We start from the raw sequence: 15,821 nt of genomic DNA, 5'->3' as shown, positions 1-15,821 counted from the left end.
CGATTCTATTTTCCTGGGAGTATTTGATAAAACGTTCTGGCTAAGTTTGTAAACACGAGTTCGAATCCTTCTTCGGTTAAAAACCAATTGGAGAGATTCGTCCGATCCGCGAGAGGAACGATATGGACCTTGAGACCGGCTGGTCCTAAAACGGATTCGTAGATTTTTTGATTCAGTGACGATTCGAATCTTTTGGAGAGGATCAGAATATTCTTTAATTGTCGATCCAGACAAATTTTCAAAAGCGATTTCGAAAAATTCTTCGCGCCCGCAGGGTATGGTTCGAGTTTATAGATGAGAATTTTGGATTCATCCACACCAAGCTCCACCAGAGAACTTTGGATTTCCTGGGTAAGTTCCAAACCGATTCCTACATTGGAATTTGCGGTGGCAGGAGAATAGAGGACGATCAGAATCCCTGCGTACCCTTTTTTAAAACCATCGGCCGCATTTTTGAGAATGTCGCGCGGAAGTGTTTCCTTTACTTCCAATACGAGAGCGTCGCTTTTGGGAAACGGGCTGTCTTTGATTAAGAAAAGAGGGGAGAGAAAAACGAATCCAGAGATCAAAAGAAGACAGAGGAAAAATCCGGAAAAGAATAACCGCGCTTTGTACAAAACTTCCTGTACGGATACCGGTCCTGGATTTGCAGACATATAGAACGAGAGTTTTTCCCAGGAACCAAATTACAAGAGGAATTTAGAGGCGCTCAAGTCGGTGCTTCCCACAAAGGGTTTCCTTTTGGAAACTTGCAGAGATACAACACCCGAAGTAAAAAAAGTCGGGATCAATGAATCTGATCTTTTTCCGATGAATCGTTTCCGTAAAGCATGGCGGCTTCCAGTTCGATTGTAACCCTCGGTTCAACGAATTGGGCGACGGTTTCCACGATTTCGGCTGGCGGTTTGTTCAGTGAAAGCGTCAGATCTTCCCAACTAGCCCTGAGTCCGATAAACTTCGCGATCGCGTAACCTAACATCAACGCGTTTGCGAGGTTATAAAAAGAATAAGCCCAGTTTCTATGGAGGTAATTCGTAACAAAGCCGAAGAACAGCTGAGCCATAAGCGCGTATTCCGCGATTACATACAGAGCAGGCATTGCGGTTCTTCCGATGACCTTCGGCGTTCTGCTGAATGGGATTTGTTTTCCGGTAACCGCTTGGTTCAAAGACATCAAAACTCCGGCGAGATTCACGGGAATGAGAAGTAAATTGAGGGCATAAACGCGGAAGACGTCCATCCAACGATAACCCATTTCCACGAGATCCATTCCGTAGAGAAAAAAGTATGGAAGAGAAGAGATGGCAATCCAATAGGTTTCCATTCCTTCTCCGAGTGGACTTCCCATTAAAATGACCAATCCAATATTCACCGCCGCGATCGAACCGAGATAGTGAACCCGAAAGAATGCTTCGACAAATTTTGGAAGACTCCAAGGCCATTGAAATACGTGGCGTAAAAGTTTCGGAAGAATGATCAATCCACCGTTTGCCCATCTTCTTCTTTGGATCAAAAGAGAACCAAAATCCGCCGGTGTTGCGCTATAAGCAAGACGTTCCGGATAGTTGTATAAATTCCAATTTACGTCTAAAAGATCGATACTGGATTCGGTATCTTCAATGACTGTATTGTCTTGGATATAACGATGAATTTTGTATCCTCGTTCTTCATAGACGGTGCAGATATCGAGAAGTGCTTTGTATCGGAGCATTGCGTTGGCGCCGACCCAAAAGGTCGCTCCAAAATGAGTAAACCCTTGGTGAATCTGATACTGGATATCGGTGGTCGCTCCTGCCATTTGTTCCAGAAGGTTAGGGGCTCCGGGAATTGCGCTATAAGGAGTTTGTGCCACTGCAACTCGTTCGTTCTTAGGAGAGGCCATGACCTTCGCCAATTTTAAAACGTAGTCCGGAAGAAGAGCGCTGTCCGCGTCCAGAGTAATTAAAAATTCAGCGGAAGGGATTTCAAAAGAAGCGTTCGCTTCCTCCGTTTCTTCCAGAAAAGTTCCGTGCGATTCTTCTCTTTCCTTCCATTTCTTTCCTAAAAGATAGATGTAACTGTTCAAGTTCATCGCTTTGTTCGGAAGGTGGGAAAGGTTGAGATATTTTTTTCTTTCAAAGCTCGTGAATTCTACGGAAAAAAGACAGGAAAGGCGATTGTATTCCTTTTCGATTCTTTCGAGGGAAGCTCCGCCTTGGGAAAGAAGATTCTCCAATTCTAAAATTCTTTCGGAATGCAATTCTTCCCATTTTGCAAAAAAACGGTCCCGCATAAAGACGCGGGTATGTTCCGGGAGTTCTCTTTTGATCGAATGATCGTCATAGTTTAGAATCCGATTTTGAAACCAAAGGGAGACGTTTTGGTAGTGACGAATCAGCTCTTCGGTCTCAATCGAAAAATCAAGAGAACCCATACGTTTGCGTTTTAAGAATTCCGCTTTCGCTGTTGCGAACGGAGCGCACGCTTCTTCGAATTCTTGTTGAAGCGAAGTCGGAAGATTTCTCATCTTCTGAAGGGCTTCGAAATCGGAATAGTTTTTCGGTTGTGGAGGATCGTCGATCAGGAGAACCACTCTTCGATTCGGATAGTCCTGGAGTGCCGCGGACAAGAGAGTTTCTCGAACGATATCCAATTCTTCCTTATAGGAAGGCACCAATACCGCTAAGGGAGGGGAATCGACCTGGTAGATTTCTTCTAATTCTTCCCGTTCCGGCGGATTGTGTTTTAAAAGCCTTTTGAAATATCCGAGACGGGTAAATTGATAAACGAAGTTCCCGTAAGTGAGCAACGTGATAATGACGATAAAGGCGATTTGGCCGATGGCGGCAAAAGGCCTGTGATCCAGGATTTCTTCCACGAGAATTTGAAACATCTCGATGCACGCAAAGACGCAGGAGACGATCGTCAGAAAAAGGAAAATGCGTGTGATCCAGATCTGGTTGCTATAATACCGATTTGTCTTCAAATTCATGGATTCTGCTACGAGAGCCGGATTCTTTCTCATCTAAATTGTACTGAATCTACTATATCAAAAATTACCCTTCGTTATGTAATTCATAATTATTTTCGAGTGAAGGAAATTTTTATCAAGTTTCGTAAATTTAAAGAATTCTAATAAGAATAAGGTGAGTTTCCTTGCGTAGACTTCTGTGTCTTTTGACATACGATGTAACGTGGATTTTCCAATTGTTCAACAAACGTTGCTAGATCGCATTGTCCATCGATGAAGATTCTTTTTACGTGAAACGGATCGCCTCCCGGGACATTGGCGCCGTCTTTTGTTGTGAGGAGCGCTTTGTAACCGGAACGTTTTGCCAATTGAACTAAGGTTTCATTGTACCAACCGCAAGGCCAAGCCAGATAATCGATTGGAATTCCTAACTTTTCTTCTAAGATCTTTTTGGATTCTCTGAGTTCAAAGAGTGCTTCTTTGTTTCCCTTTCCAGGAACCTTCTTATCGACCCAGGTCACAAGATTGTCCTTTGGATTCCAAGGATGACTATAGGAGTGGGAACCGATTTCGAAAAGGGGGTTTGCAGAGAGTTCTTTGATATCGGACCATTCTAGATATTCGCCATTTCCGATTCCTTTGGGTCCGGAGATGATCCAGAAAGAAGCCGGGAACGAATGTTTTTTAAGAATCGGGACCGCGTTTAGGACATTCTTCCAGCCGTCGTCAAAGTTAAGGACGATCGAACGATCGGGAAGAGTTGTTCCCTTCTTCATATAAAGAAGGAGTTCCTTCATGGAAATCGGATGATATCCGTGTGAGGAAAGATATTCCATCTGTTCCTCGAACTTTTTTAGGGAGATGACCGTTTCTCCCGGTTCCCGATCGTTTTCCGTTACAATTTCGTGATAGATCAGAACCGGGATTCCTTTGGGATTTGATTCTTTCGACGTGTTCGATTCTTTTTCAGGAGCACGGCAAAAGGTATGGAAAGAAAGTAAAATCAAAACAAGCCACAACCAAGGGAAGTTAAGAATTTTGGGTACGATCGAATTCAAAGATTACCTCGTGTTTAGATGATTCTAGGATCAATTCTTAAAGGGCATATCACCCAGATAATTCTTCTTTCCGATATCCACTCCGTTGTGACGTAAGATAGAATACGCGGTTGTAATATGAAAATAGAAATTCGGGATGGCGTGTTGGATTGCAAATTCTTTTCCGGTGAGATACTTTCCTTCCCAGCGTGGTTGTGAGATCCTACGATCGATGGCTTCGCTAAAATCCTTCTCCGTAAACGTTCCGAGATAAGAGAGGACGGATTGAATTCTTTTCTGAAGTTCGGGAAGTGTTTTTTCCTGGTCGTCGTGTTTGGGAGCTTCCTTCCCGGTCAAACGAGATACGCCTAATTTTGCCGTGTCGCAGGCGATCTGCACTTGTTTGATCAGATGAAACTGATCAAGAGCAAGCCTTGCATTCAGAAGAATCTCGACGTCGACTTTTTTTGTTTCCGCGTAGGAGGCCCCTTTTTCCAAGAGAACGCTGAGATTTTTAAGCATCTTGGAGAACTGAAGAATTGTGATTTCGTAGAGCATGATTTTCCTATTTGAAGAACGTGGTGATTTCTCAAAGCTTTTGAGATGCTTCCAATTCTGATAGAATTTTTCAGAAGAGAGGACTGGACGGGGATTTTTATAAGAAGAAAGTGTTTTCGTTCGGATTCCTTTTTTGATCGTGCGGTATTTCGCAATCTCTTCTGGAATACGCTTATGCACGAAGAACCAAAGTTAGTTTATCGAAAATCGAAATCTTTCTAAAGTCCGAAAATCCTCTGTGAAGCGGCGCTGTGCCTGATGTTCCGGGATGAACATTTTTTTGGTGATGGAGGAATGTTCCCGGAAACTTTTTCGAAGAGCACAAAATCGTGGTTTCACGAGGACCTTTCTATTTTGTAGGAGCTCACACAAATCTGCCTATTTTCGTTTTGAGTTTTCTTTCTAAACAAGGCAGTAGTCAAAACAAGGAAAGACACTTTCGTTTTAGGAATGGATGAGCTATAACGCGCGGTTGCAACCTGCAATTCTGACCAAAGCTCGCTTCGAGTCCCGATTCTTTGGAAATGGATTGAATGATTTTAAAAAAGAGGAAAGATTCTTGCTCGAGTAAAACTCAGCAAATTTCTCCCTATGGGTCGAAATTTGAGGGGACTCGCCGTTACGCAGTCTCGCATCCTGCGCGACTTAGCTCCACGGAGTCTCGCTTTGGCCTCGGAACATCCTGTTCCTCAGAATCGTTTTTCGCTTTTTACGAAAGCTCAAAACGATTTACCGAAGCTCGCTTCGAGTCCCGATTTTTTTGGAAATGGATTGTATGATTTTAAAAAAGAGGAAAGATTCTTGCTCGAGAGGGGACTCGAACCCCTACACCTAATCGGCACAAGCACCTCAAGCTTGCGTGTCTACCAATTCCACCACCCGAGCGGTTGCAAGGGACAGGATGTGAGAGGACTCTTGGGAGTCAAGGAATTCCGATCAAACGAGTTCGTATTTCTTTCGAGTCTTTCTGTCGTCCGGATCGATTTGAATTTTTTCGGGATGAAAGACGATATTCCAATAACGCTTGGAATAAGCAAAAATTCCAATGGAGAGAATGAGGACTAGGACGTATCCGGAATATTCAGGATGTTTTAGAAAACTCTCTCCGTCGATCTGCATCTCGATCAAAGGAATGCACATATACCAGAGAACTGCGATCGCTACGAGTCCAACTCCGAACTTTCCCCACCAATTCGGTTTTCCCTGAATTCCTCTCTTGAGGTAGAGAAAACTTCCCAACCAAACCCCCAAAATTTCTCGGATCACATAGGCAATGAGAATCCAAGAAGGAAAACGGAAGTAGTGAACGATCACCGAAAGCCCGCCAACCGTGACGATCTTATCGCAGACCGGATCCAGATAACGTCCCAAGACGGATTCTTGGTTGAGAAGACGTGCCAAAAAACCGTCGAGATAATCAGTGATCACCGCAATGATACAAGTAAAGACAGCGTAGAGTAGGAATTCCGTTTTTTCCGGATCTTCCATATAAGTCTTTGTAAACGTGATAAAAAAAGGCAGAAGGAAAACCCTGCTCACGGAGAGAAAGTTCGAGATCGTAAAGATTCGATCTTCTAAGAGTTCCTTTGGCTTTTTTTCCTGAATGATCATTCTTGTTTCGTTCCAATATTTTTATCAGAAGAATTTTGTATTCCAGTAAATGAAAGATTAGAATTCCGGACCAGAATTTTTCGGACTTATTTGTTTGAAATCGGTTGACCGTACACCTTCGTTTGAAAAAGTATCAAAGGAACAAGGAGCTGTAGCTCAGCTGGTTAGAGTGCCTGCCTGTCACGCAGGATGTCGCGGGTTCGAGTCCCGTCAGCTCCGGATTCTTCCATTTTCCAAACTCAATTTTCAACGAATATAAACTTGGACTCGAAGCTTTCGAGCGAGAGCGTTTTTCGCTTTCGTAAAAAGCGCAAAACGCGATGCGAATCCATGGATGGATGAGCACGCGAGGAAGACGCCGTGGAGCTTAGTTTTGCAGGAAGCAAAACTGCGTAACGGCGAGTCCCGTCAGCTCCGGATTCTTCCATTTTCCAAACTCAATTTTCAACGAATATAAACTTGGACTCGAGGCTTTCGAGCGAGAGCGTTTTTCGCTTTCGTAAAAAGCGCAAAACGCGATGCGAATCCATGATAGGTTTCGACCCATAGGGAGAAACTTGCTGAGTTGATGGATGAGCACGCGAGGAAGACGCCGTGGAGATTAATTTCGCACGAAGCGGAATTGCATCGATTGCGATCCGTAGAGAGAAATCTGCTGAGTTCTAATAGGTGAATCCTATGCAAGGCAACTCTTCAGGAACGATCTGCTCAAGTATCAAGCTCCAAGATTCATCCCTTCTATAATTCTCCTTCATTCCTATAGAATAATCACTCGAAGCTTTCGAGCGAGAGTTTTTAGATATATTCTTCCCCGTCTTTTTTCACAAAGATCGTTCCTTCTTCTTCCAATTCTCGGACCAGGTTGAGAACGATATTTCTTGCGTCGTTGATTTCGCGTAAGGTGAGTTTTCCCCGGATGTCCATCATATCCATGATTTCGGCAGCGCGATTTCTGGACATAGCGTTTAGGAAGTGATTTCTGAGTTCGTCTCCGGAGCCTCGAAGTGCCATACTCAGGGTTTCGTCGTCGCTTAGTCGGTTGATAAGAATCCGCATTTCTTTCTGATCCAGACCAAGAACGTCTTCGAAGGTGTATAACTTCTCTTTGACTTGTTTTGCGAGTTCCGGAGAATTTGCTTCGAGTTCTTTGAGGATGTTTTCCTCTTGGGATTTGTCCATGTGATTGAGAATGTTCGCCAAGGCTTCCGCTCCGCCCGCTTCGCTGTATTCGGAACGATCTCTCTGCTCGTATTTTTTCTTTAGGACCCTGGCGATTTCTTTGATCGCATCGGGATGGGTCTTTGTCGTGTTCGCCAAACGATAGGCGACACTGGCCTGCAATTCCCCCGGAAAGAATTTTAAAATATCGGCGGCTTTTTTTGGAGTCATAAAGGCGAGAGTGACTGCGATCGTCTGAGGAGATTCGTGTTGGAGAAGACCCGCGAGAACTCCCGGTTCCGCTTCGCTTAAAAAGGAAAAATCGTCTTCGATATCTTTTCGGGAAAGTTTTCCCAAAATATTCTCCGCTTTTTCCTTTCCCATGGAGTGCTGGAGAATTTCTCTCGCGGCGTCCATTCCACCTTTGATTTCCCCTTCACCGGGCAGAACCGAATTCTTAAATTCTAATAGAACGTCTTCTTTTTCTTTTTTGGAGATGGTCTTGATCTGCGCCATCTCGAGGATGATCTCTTCGATCATCGAGTCGTCTAATTTGGAAAGAACCTTGGCGGCGTCTTCTTTGTTCAGCGACAAGAGGAGAAGCGCTGATTTTCTGATTTTTTCTTTTCTTGCACCGGAAGCTGATTCTTTATCCACAAAATAAAATCCTTAACCTGTTAGTAGGCGAAGGGGATGTTCCGTAAATTCTCGAAATGAAGAAAGAAATCTAGCTCCGGTGGCGCCGTCGACAACTCTGTGATCGCAGGAAAGAGTGACCGTCAAGGTCTTTCCGGCGATGAGATTCCCGTCCCGAATCACCGCTTTTTCCACAAGAGCGCCTACCGCAAGGATAGCCGCTTCCGGTTCGTTGATGACCGCAGTGAAGGAAGAAATTCCGAACATTCCGAGGTTGGAGACGGTAAAGGTTCCGTCCGTGTATTCCCCCTGTTTGAGTTTTCTTTCTCTTGCTCGGGAAGCAAGTTCTTTTATCTCGTGACTGATCTCTGTTATCGTTTTCTGATCCGCGTTTCGAACATAAGGAGTGATGAGGCCGCCGTCGATCGAAACCGCGACACCGATATCGATTCTTCCGTGTTCGAGAATATGATCTTCTCTCCAAGAAGAATTGACCTCGGGAACTTCCTTCAAACACAAAGAACAAGCCTTGAGAATGAGATCGTTGACGCTGATCCTCTCGTGACCTTCGAGTTTTAGATCCTTGTTGATCGAATTTCTGAGCTTGTCGATCGGATCCGCGTCGACTTCCATCGTAAGATAAAAATGAGGAATTGTGGAAGTGGAATGCGCGAGTCTTGTCGCTATGGTCTTTCTCATTCCGGTGAGTTCTAATTTCCGATCTTGGCGTTTTACAAAACCGATCCCTTTTTTTCCTCCTGATTCTTGAAAGGAAAGAATGTCTCGTTTGATGATTCTTCCCCCGGGACCGGAGCCGATCACTTCGTCTAGATTGACTCCGTTTTGAAGTGCGAGAGTTTTTGCAAGTGGAGACGCCTTGATCGGAGCGCCCGCGTTTGTACGTTCCAAAAATTCTTTTTTTTCTCGGGATACGTTTTTGTGTCCTGGAGAATTTTGTAAACCGGTATCAATCGATTCTTTACCGGAAGAAGGAGTGGAAGCGGAGACCTGTGACTTTACCGGCAACGTTACGGATTGGGAAATATCGGAGGACGCGTTCGAAGTTGAAGTCGGCGGAGGGTTTGAAGTCGATGCAGGTTCTTTTTTTGTAGGAATCGCTTTCTTTGCGGTTTCGACTAACGCGGAAATGTCCTCTCCTTGTTTCCCGATGATCGCTACCGGGGATCCAACCGGAAGAAGAGATCCTTCGGGAGCGAGAATTTCAAGAAGAACTCCGCTTTCAAAGGCTTCCATCTCCATGACCGCCTTATCGGTTTCCACCTCCGCCATAATTTCACCAGGAGAAACGGAATCTCCGTTTTTTTTGAGCCAACGGACGATCTTTCCTTCGGTCATCGTCGGACTGAGTTGAGTCATTTCAGCAATTTTAGCCATTTTGAATATTCCTTGCGCTCGTTTATTCGAGCATTTCTCGAACTTTGGCGATGATCTTTTCCTCGCTCGGAAGAGAAGCCTTTTCCAAGTTGGCGGCGTAGGGCATGGGAACGTCTTCTTGTGTGATTCTTTCGACAGGAGCGTCCAGGTGATCGAACGCATTCTTCTGAATCAAATATGCGATTTGCGAACCGAATCCCGCGACTTCCCAGCCTTCTTCCACGATTAAGGCTCGGTTCGTTTTCGCAACGGAAGCGTAGATGGCTTCTTCGTCCAAAGGACGAATGGAGCGGATGTCCAGAACTTCCACGGAAATTCCTTCCTTGGCCAGTCTTTCCGCGGCGGGAAGAACATACATCAGAGCGCGAGACCAACTAACAATTGTTATATGAGAACCTTCTCGTTTGAGATCCGCTTTTCCGAAAGGTATCGAATATTCCTGCTCCGGCACTTCTCCGCGACTTCCGTACAAAACTTCGCTCTCGATAAAGATCGTAGGATTGTTATCCCGAATCGAAGTTTTTAAAAGTCCATAAGCATCAGCGGGAGAATAGGGTGCGATGACCTTGAGACCGGGGATATGTGCGTACCAACTTTCGAAGGACTGGGAATGTTGAGCGGCGAGTCTTCCACCCGCTCCACCCGCTCCTCGAAATACGATCGGAATCGGAAATTGTCCCGCACTCATATAATTCATCTTCGCGGCCGAGTTGATGATCTGATCGATCGCGACGAGGGAAAAGTTCCAGGTCATAAATTCGATGATCGGACGTAAGCCCACCATCGCCGCTCCGATTCCGACTCCCGCGAAGCCGTTTTCGGAAATCGGTGTATCGATCACTCTTCTTTCTCCGTATTTCGCGAGCATTCCCTGCGAAACCTTATAGGCTCCGTCGTAGTGTCCGACTTCTTCTCCCATAAGAAAGATATTCGGATCCTTATCCATTTCTTCGCACATCGCACGGTTGAGCGCTTCTCTGTAAGTGAGGATCCCCATTAGACATTCTCCGCGTAGACGTTTTTATAAAGCCAACCTAACGGCGGTTCTTCGCTCTTTTCGGCGAAAAGGATCGCTTCCTCCACTTTTGCCTGGAGATCTATATCCAGTTTTTCTAATTCTTCTTCCTTCCATTCCGCGTGAAGAAGATCGTCCTTTGCTTTCAAAAGCGGATCGCTCTGTTTATATCGATCCAATTCTTCTTTGGTTCTGTATTTCGCGGGATCGGACATCGAATGACCTCGAAAACGATACGTGGAAATTTCCATCAGAGTCGGGCCTTCTCCTCGACGAGCTCGTTCCACGGCGACGCTCACATGAGCTCGCACCTTCCGAACCTCGTCTCCTTCGATATGATCTCTTGCGATATCGTAAGCGCCCGCTCGAACGGAAACGTCCTTTACGGAGAGTGCTCGGTATTCCGGAGTTCCCATCGCGTAGTGATTGTTTTCGCAGATCATCACTAAAGGAAGTTTCCAGATCGCGGCGAGGTTCATTCCTTCGTGGAAGGACCCGATGTTCGCGGCACCTTCTCCAAAAAAACAAATCGTAACCGCGTCCGTTCCTTTGTATTTAGCCGCGTAGGCGATTCCGGCCGCAAGTGAGATATGTCCTCCTACGATTCCGTGTCCACCCATGAAATGTTTTTCTTTATCGAAGAAGTGCATGGAACCTCCGTAACCTTTGGAGATTCCCGTTTTTTTTCCGAAGAGTTCGGCCATGAGTGCGTTCGGATCCAAACCTCTTGCGAGCGCGTGTCCGTGATCTCGATAGGTGGAAACGATGTAATCTTGTTCTTTGAGGGCCGCGATGGAGCCGACTCCAACCGCTTCTTGACCGATATAGAGATGGCAGAAACCTCCGATCTTACCGGTGCTATAGGATTTTGCCGCCCCTTCTTCGAATCTTCGAATGAGGAGCATCTGCTTGTAGAGTTCGTAAAGGTCTTGGGTTTCTTTTTTGGTTTTTGGTGAATTCATTGATACCCGATTTCTGAAAAGAAGATTGATCCAATTTCAGCGCAAAGTATAAGAATGGATTTTAGAAGAGCAAACGGAATTCCTAAGAATTCGGAAAAATTTCTCTTTCTAAAAAGAAATCGGAAAGTGATCGTATCTCTTCCCATAAGGGTCTGTCTCTTCGGATCGGTTCAAAATCGGGAAGGAAGAATTTGGATTTCATTTCCGGTTTTAGATTTCGATTCAAAGACGAAGAATTTGAAAAAAGAAAATCATATTGTCCTAATGCGATCCAAAGTGAAGCCAAACAACCGCTCGCGAGAAGAGTTTGTTCATAGGCTTTCCGACTTGCAAGTCCCGCCATCGAAACGATATCCTGATTTCCTCCGTTTGTAGGAATCGAATAATTCGCAAAGTTTCCCGAATTCGAACGTAACTCGGCGAGGAGCGCCGTAGCCGTGAGTTGAACTCCAGCAACGCCGCTTTCGGCACCCGGTTGAGGAGACAATAAGAGAGGAAGACCTCCGTTCCGGTTCGGGTCGATGAGAAGATCCAAAATTCGTTCCGCCAAGATCGCGCATTGAACCACGCTCGTATTGATTCTATCCGAAAGAAAGGAGAGATGTTGTCCCTGAAAATTTCCTCCGTGAACCGCGAACGAAGCGCCGTCCTTTTCTCTAAAAAACAAAGGGTTATCGTCCACACCTTGGATCTCGAGTTGAAGCATGTTTCGAGATTCTTTCAGTTGATCCCGAACCGCTCCGATCACTTGCGGCGCCGTTCTGAGCGAGTAGACTTCCTGAAGATTTTTAGAAGAGCGAGAATCCGAAAAACAGAGCGCAACGGTAAGAATATTTTTTGCGCTTACAATTTGTCCGGGATGAAGACGTGCTTCGTGCAATTCCGATCGTAAGTGGCTTTTATTTGCACCTAAGAGTGCATAGACGATTCCGACCAAAGTTTCCAAGTTGGAAAGAACTCTTTCCGCGTTTACGAGCGCGAAAATGGCGTAGGATTGGGAAAAGGAAAGTCCGTTAGTAAACGCCAGAGCTTCCCTGGATTCTAAGATACGATCCGGAATTTTATTTCTTTTTCTGTATTCCTCCGAGGAAACTGTTCCCGTGTCCGTTCGGATCGAAGCATTGTTTAGAAAAATTCTTCCGAGAAAGGAAAGAGGAATCAGATCCCCCGAGGCGCCCAAGGACCCGATCTCGGGAATAGAAGGAAGATCTCTCTGCATTAGAATATTAGAATATGCAAACCAAGTCTCCGGACGAATTCCGGAAAATCCCTGGGCCAGAGTCGATAAACGAAGTAAGGCCGTTGAAAATACGATCTTTTCCGGTGCGAATTTCCCAAAGCCGACGCCTAAATGATTGAGAAGACTTTCCGCCTGTTTTGTCGTATCGGAGTTGGATTCAAAACGGACGAAAGGACCGAACCCGGTTGTAGTTCCGTAAACCGGTTCTCCGTTCGAAACCAATTCTTCGAAACGAAGTCTCGATTCTTCGACGACGGTTTTTCCCTTCTCGGAAAGAATGACTCGAATCCCTCCGTCCTTTTCAAAGGACTTATAGAAAGATTCGATATCTTCCGGTAGAAGAGGTTGGTCCGGTCCGAATGAAACAGTTTTCAATGAAGGATCAATTCCCTTTTTTATAAAGAATCTGAAAAGGTTCCTCGCTTCTGATTTCGATTTTCCCGTTTTCGATCAGGATCGAGTCTTTCATTAAATCATAATATTCACGAAGTTGCAAGTCCATACTTTCCACGAGATCGGGTATTTCGGAAAGTTGTCCGACTCCGAGTTTCGTGAGTAAACTTTCCTTTTCTCCATAGAGATCGTTTAGCTGTAGATCCAAACCTTCTACAATGGCGACGGGGGAACTTTCCGATCGTTCCCTTTCTTCGGAAAGTTTTGCAGTTTCTCCCAAGAAGACGTTGATCTTATCCCGGGTCGCGTTCGGAATAAATTGTTCGATGCCTTCTAAAAACATACTCGTAACCGAGGCTTTGTAAGCGGTTGCGCCGATCTGTTTTCCCTTTGTGAAATACTGATATTGAATCTGCGTATTGAGGTTGATCCAAAGACTTTTGAGTTCGATGTATTCCACGGCGATCAAAGATTCCCAGTCTCCGTCCTCTCCGACTTCGTTTAACATTTCCAAAAATTGGTTTCGTTTGTTTTTGATGAAGTCCAAGAGATCTTCTCGATCGTTGATTTCGGAATCATCCCAATAGGTTAGGGTTTCCTTCCAGGTTTGTTCTAATTTAGGATTTTGGATCGATTCCAAAAGGGTTTGATAGTTCATGAATGAAGCCACCTTTCTACGTTTGATTTTGAAATGGATCTAAGAATTTCACCCTTAGCCGAAAACGAAACGATGTCCTGCGGTGCAAAGAAAAGTTCCTCGATCCAGGGAAATGTTTCTTTCCATCCGGAAAGAATTCGATCCTTCCTTTCGGGCGATGTATCGTCCGGAAGAATGCAGATCGTCTTTAGGTCCTGCGACTGAAAGACAAAAGCCCAGGGAAGATCCAAGAGTTCGGTAATCGAAGATTCGATCGGAAAGGGGGAAAGAAATGTACCGTTCTGTAATTTGAAATGATCCGTTGTTCGCCCGATAAAAAAATAACCGTCCGATTCCTTACGAACGATATCCCCCGTAGCTCTCCATTCTTCCGGAAAAAAATAATTTACACACCCGGAAGAGTCGATCTCCAACGAAGAAGCGTTCTTTCCCCGAAAAAGAAGCGAGCCCGATTCCGAATCGATTTTCACCTCGCATCTGACTGGCTTACCCAAATATCCGAAATCGAAATCCCCCGGTTCTCCTAACGTGATTCCGGGACCGGCTTCCGTTTGTCCATATCCGACTCTGAGTTTTGTGTTTCGAAGATGCTTTGCGAGTGAGGAAGAAATTGGAGCTCCGCCGACGATACCGGATTCTAAACTTTCTAAGAATTCGGAACCACCTGGTAAATTCCGGATTCTTGAAAAAAAAGAAGGAACTCCGGAAAGGTGCCGAATCGGAAAGGAATTCAAAAATTCGAAACATTCTTCCAAATCGAAGGAAGAGGATACATACTTGATCACCGTCGAGGAACGGAGAAGAGAGGGAAAAAAATCAAGAACCAGCCCGAACGAATGAGTCCAAGGCAAAACGGAACCAACCGTGGATCCTTTTTTTGGAAAGGCTTCGAGATGCGTTCTTAAATTGTGAAAAATGGAAGAATCGGAAAGACCCACCCACTTCTGCGCACCGCTTGTGCCCGAGCTTTTGAGAAAGAGACGCACGTTATCCGAAATCTCTCTTGAGAATGCAATCCTTCTAAAAAGATGAGCTCTTGAATCGGGTACGGAAGAATTTAGAACTCTTTCGTATCCGATCTGTTTCAAACTTTCATTCGAATCCTCGTCCAAGGTGACGATCCATTTTGGACGCAACGAAACGATCGAAGAATCGAGTGATCCTTTCCCAAAGGGAATACACGCCACAGAAAGATCCTCCCAGAGACCCGCGAGAAACGAACCCAGAAAAGAAGAATCCGTTGGAAGATGAATTCCTATCACTTCTCCGGAAGAAAGATTCAGTTCTCTATAGAATTCTTTCCAGAGTTTCAGGTAGGACCAAATCGAAGCGCCGGGAATCATTTCATTCGGAAAAACGAAAAGAGGATTCGCACTTTCCGGAAGAATCGAATAGAGGATCTCTTTCCAATTCTCTTTTTGGAGGAGCTCCTCTGTCGTTTTCGATTTTGTGTGATGTAAGATATCCATTGTGTGAATTCGTTATCTTACTTCCACTTTACGAAGATCCAATTCTTCTTCGAAGCTTTGCTTTTGTAGAGATGTACGACAACCGGGGTAGGTCGCATCTTATACGTGAAGGTATAAGGAAAGATCAAATCCATTTCCCCTAGTTTGACGCCCTTTTCAAAACTCCCCCAAAAAATCGCATTGTTCGTGCAAGGCGCGACTTGAGTAAAAAATGTTTTTCCCTCCGCGTCTTTTACTGGAACGTTCGCTTTTTCGGATTCGAATCGATTGAAGATCAGAATTTTTCCTTGATCGTCTACTTGGATCACACCGTAAGGCAACGAATCGATCTCCGCTCTACTCAAACCGTCGATTTTTGAAACCGTTTCATCCTCCACAAAACGGATCATGGACTTTGCCCAGAATGCGGCCTGCTCTTGCAAGCGTTGGATCATACTTTCAGTTCCCATTGAATCGATTTACTCCTGTTTTTTTGATAATGATTTTTTTCGGCCCGTGGATACGGAGACGATTGCCTTGAACGACGATCGAGTTCTCTTTTTCGTTATAGAGTTCTTTCAGTTGTTCTTCCATGCTTTGAACCAATTCTATGATCCTTTCCGGTTCGGAAGTCCCAAGATATTGATCTAAGATCGTTTTTTCATCGTATAGTTGGATCAGCTGAAGCTCCAGACTATCGATGAGCGTTTCTTGTTCGGAATCCATATCGAGTCACCGTTTCCTAAATGAATTGGGTTTC

The 15,821-nt window shown here is 45.0% G+C and carries 14 protein-coding genes and 2 tRNA genes; 1 reads left to right on the top strand and 15 read right to left on the bottom strand.

Features of this window, described 5'->3' with window-relative positions:
* Window positions 1-5: 5 nt before the first annotated feature.
* The 6 genes from DLM75_RS09665 to DLM75_RS09640 all read right to left on the bottom strand — a co-directional run bounded on the left by DLM75_RS09665 (window position 6) and on the right by DLM75_RS09640 (window position 6,156).
* Window positions 6-656: a hypothetical protein gene (locus tag DLM75_RS09665; RefSeq protein WP_118968302.1), complete on the bottom strand. Its 651-nt coding sequence runs from the start codon at window positions 654-656 to the stop codon at window positions 6-8.
* 131 nt (window positions 657-787) lie between these two features.
* Window positions 788-2,965, bottom strand: coding sequence for a glycosyltransferase family 2 protein (locus tag DLM75_RS09660; RefSeq protein ID WP_118968581.1), 2,178 nt, complete (start codon window positions 2,963-2,965; stop codon window positions 788-790).
* Between the two features lie 146 nt (window positions 2,966-3,111).
* Window positions 3,112-3,969 (bottom strand): polysaccharide deacetylase family protein, encoded by an 858-nt coding sequence (locus tag DLM75_RS09655; RefSeq protein WP_241547893.1) that lies wholly within the window; start codon window positions 3,967-3,969, stop codon window positions 3,112-3,114.
* A 69-nt stretch (window positions 3,970-4,038) separates the two neighbouring features.
* Complete coding sequence (locus tag DLM75_RS09650) at window positions 4,039-4,545, bottom strand: DUF1993 domain-containing protein (protein ID WP_118968301.1); 507 nt, start codon at window positions 4,543-4,545, stop codon at window positions 4,039-4,041.
* Between the two features lie 802 nt (window positions 4,546-5,347).
* Window positions 5,348-5,430 (bottom strand) — tRNA-Leu (locus tag DLM75_RS09645).
* 51 nt (window positions 5,431-5,481) lie between these two features.
* On the bottom strand, window positions 5,482-6,156 hold the full coding sequence (locus DLM75_RS09640) for a CDP-alcohol phosphatidyltransferase family protein (protein WP_118968300.1): 675 nt from the start codon (window positions 6,154-6,156) through the stop codon (window positions 5,482-5,484).
* A gap of 145 nt (window positions 6,157-6,301) precedes the next feature.
* Between DLM75_RS09640 and DLM75_RS09635 the strand changes: the two genes are divergently transcribed.
* Window positions 6,302-6,375 (top strand) — tRNA-Asp (locus DLM75_RS09635).
* A 576-nt stretch (window positions 6,376-6,951) separates the two neighbouring features.
* Here DLM75_RS09635 and fliG read toward each other — a convergent pair.
* The 9 genes from fliG to DLM75_RS09585 all read right to left on the bottom strand — a co-directional run bounded on the left by fliG (window position 6,952) and on the right by DLM75_RS09585 (window position 15,787).
* Complete coding sequence (gene fliG, locus DLM75_RS09625) at window positions 6,952-7,971, bottom strand: flagellar motor switch protein FliG (protein ID WP_118968299.1); 1,020 nt, start codon at window positions 7,969-7,971, stop codon at window positions 6,952-6,954.
* 12 nt (window positions 7,972-7,983) lie between these two features.
* Window positions 7,984-9,345 carry a dihydrolipoamide acetyltransferase family protein gene (locus DLM75_RS09620; RefSeq protein ID WP_118968298.1) on the bottom strand — a complete coding sequence of 454 codons (1,362 nt, stop codon included), beginning with the start codon at window positions 9,343-9,345 and terminating at the stop codon, window positions 7,984-7,986.
* 22 nt (window positions 9,346-9,367) lie between these two features.
* A complete protein-coding gene (locus DLM75_RS09615) occupies window positions 9,368-10,342 on the bottom strand; it encodes a pyruvate dehydrogenase complex E1 component subunit beta (protein ID WP_118968297.1) in 975 nt (324 codons plus the stop codon).
* Window positions 10,342-11,322 carry a pyruvate dehydrogenase (acetyl-transferring) E1 component subunit alpha gene (pdhA, locus tag DLM75_RS09610; protein WP_118968296.1) on the bottom strand — a complete coding sequence of 327 codons (981 nt, stop codon included), beginning with the start codon at window positions 11,320-11,322 and terminating at the stop codon, window positions 10,342-10,344. Before pdhA ends, DLM75_RS09615 begins: the two co-directional genes overlap by 1 nt.
* An 82-nt stretch (window positions 11,323-11,404) precedes the next feature.
* Window positions 11,405-12,937, bottom strand: coding sequence for an aromatic amino acid ammonia-lyase (locus tag DLM75_RS09605; RefSeq protein WP_158586460.1), 1,533 nt, complete (start codon window positions 12,935-12,937; stop codon window positions 11,405-11,407).
* A gap of 7 nt (window positions 12,938-12,944) precedes the next feature.
* A complete protein-coding gene (locus DLM75_RS09600; protein ID WP_118968294.1) occupies window positions 12,945-13,613 on the bottom strand; it encodes a hypothetical protein in 669 nt (222 codons plus the stop codon).
* Window positions 13,610-15,082, bottom strand: a complete 1,473-nt coding sequence (locus tag DLM75_RS09595) for an AMP-binding protein (RefSeq protein WP_118968293.1) — start codon at window positions 15,080-15,082, stop codon at window positions 13,610-13,612. The genes DLM75_RS09600 and DLM75_RS09595 overlap by 4 nt, the downstream gene beginning before the upstream one ends.
* Window positions 15,083-15,099: 17 nt before the next feature.
* Window positions 15,100-15,531 carry a PAS domain-containing protein gene (locus tag DLM75_RS09590; RefSeq protein WP_241547873.1) on the bottom strand — a complete coding sequence of 144 codons (432 nt, stop codon included), beginning with the start codon at window positions 15,529-15,531 and terminating at the stop codon, window positions 15,100-15,102.
* Window positions 15,521-15,787 carry a hypothetical protein gene (locus DLM75_RS09585; RefSeq protein ID WP_118968292.1) on the bottom strand — a complete coding sequence of 89 codons (267 nt, stop codon included), beginning with the start codon at window positions 15,785-15,787 and terminating at the stop codon, window positions 15,521-15,523. The genes DLM75_RS09590 and DLM75_RS09585 overlap by 11 nt, the downstream gene beginning before the upstream one ends.
* Between the last annotated feature and the right edge of the window lie 34 nt (window positions 15,788-15,821).

Source organism: Leptospira stimsonii, assembly GCF_003545885.1.
In the GTDB taxonomy this organism is placed as follows: Bacteria; Spirochaetota; Leptospiria; order Leptospirales; family Leptospiraceae; genus Leptospira; species Leptospira stimsonii.
The sequence above is the reverse complement of the archived record's forward strand: the minus strand, read 5'-3'. Positions and strand labels throughout refer to the sequence as shown.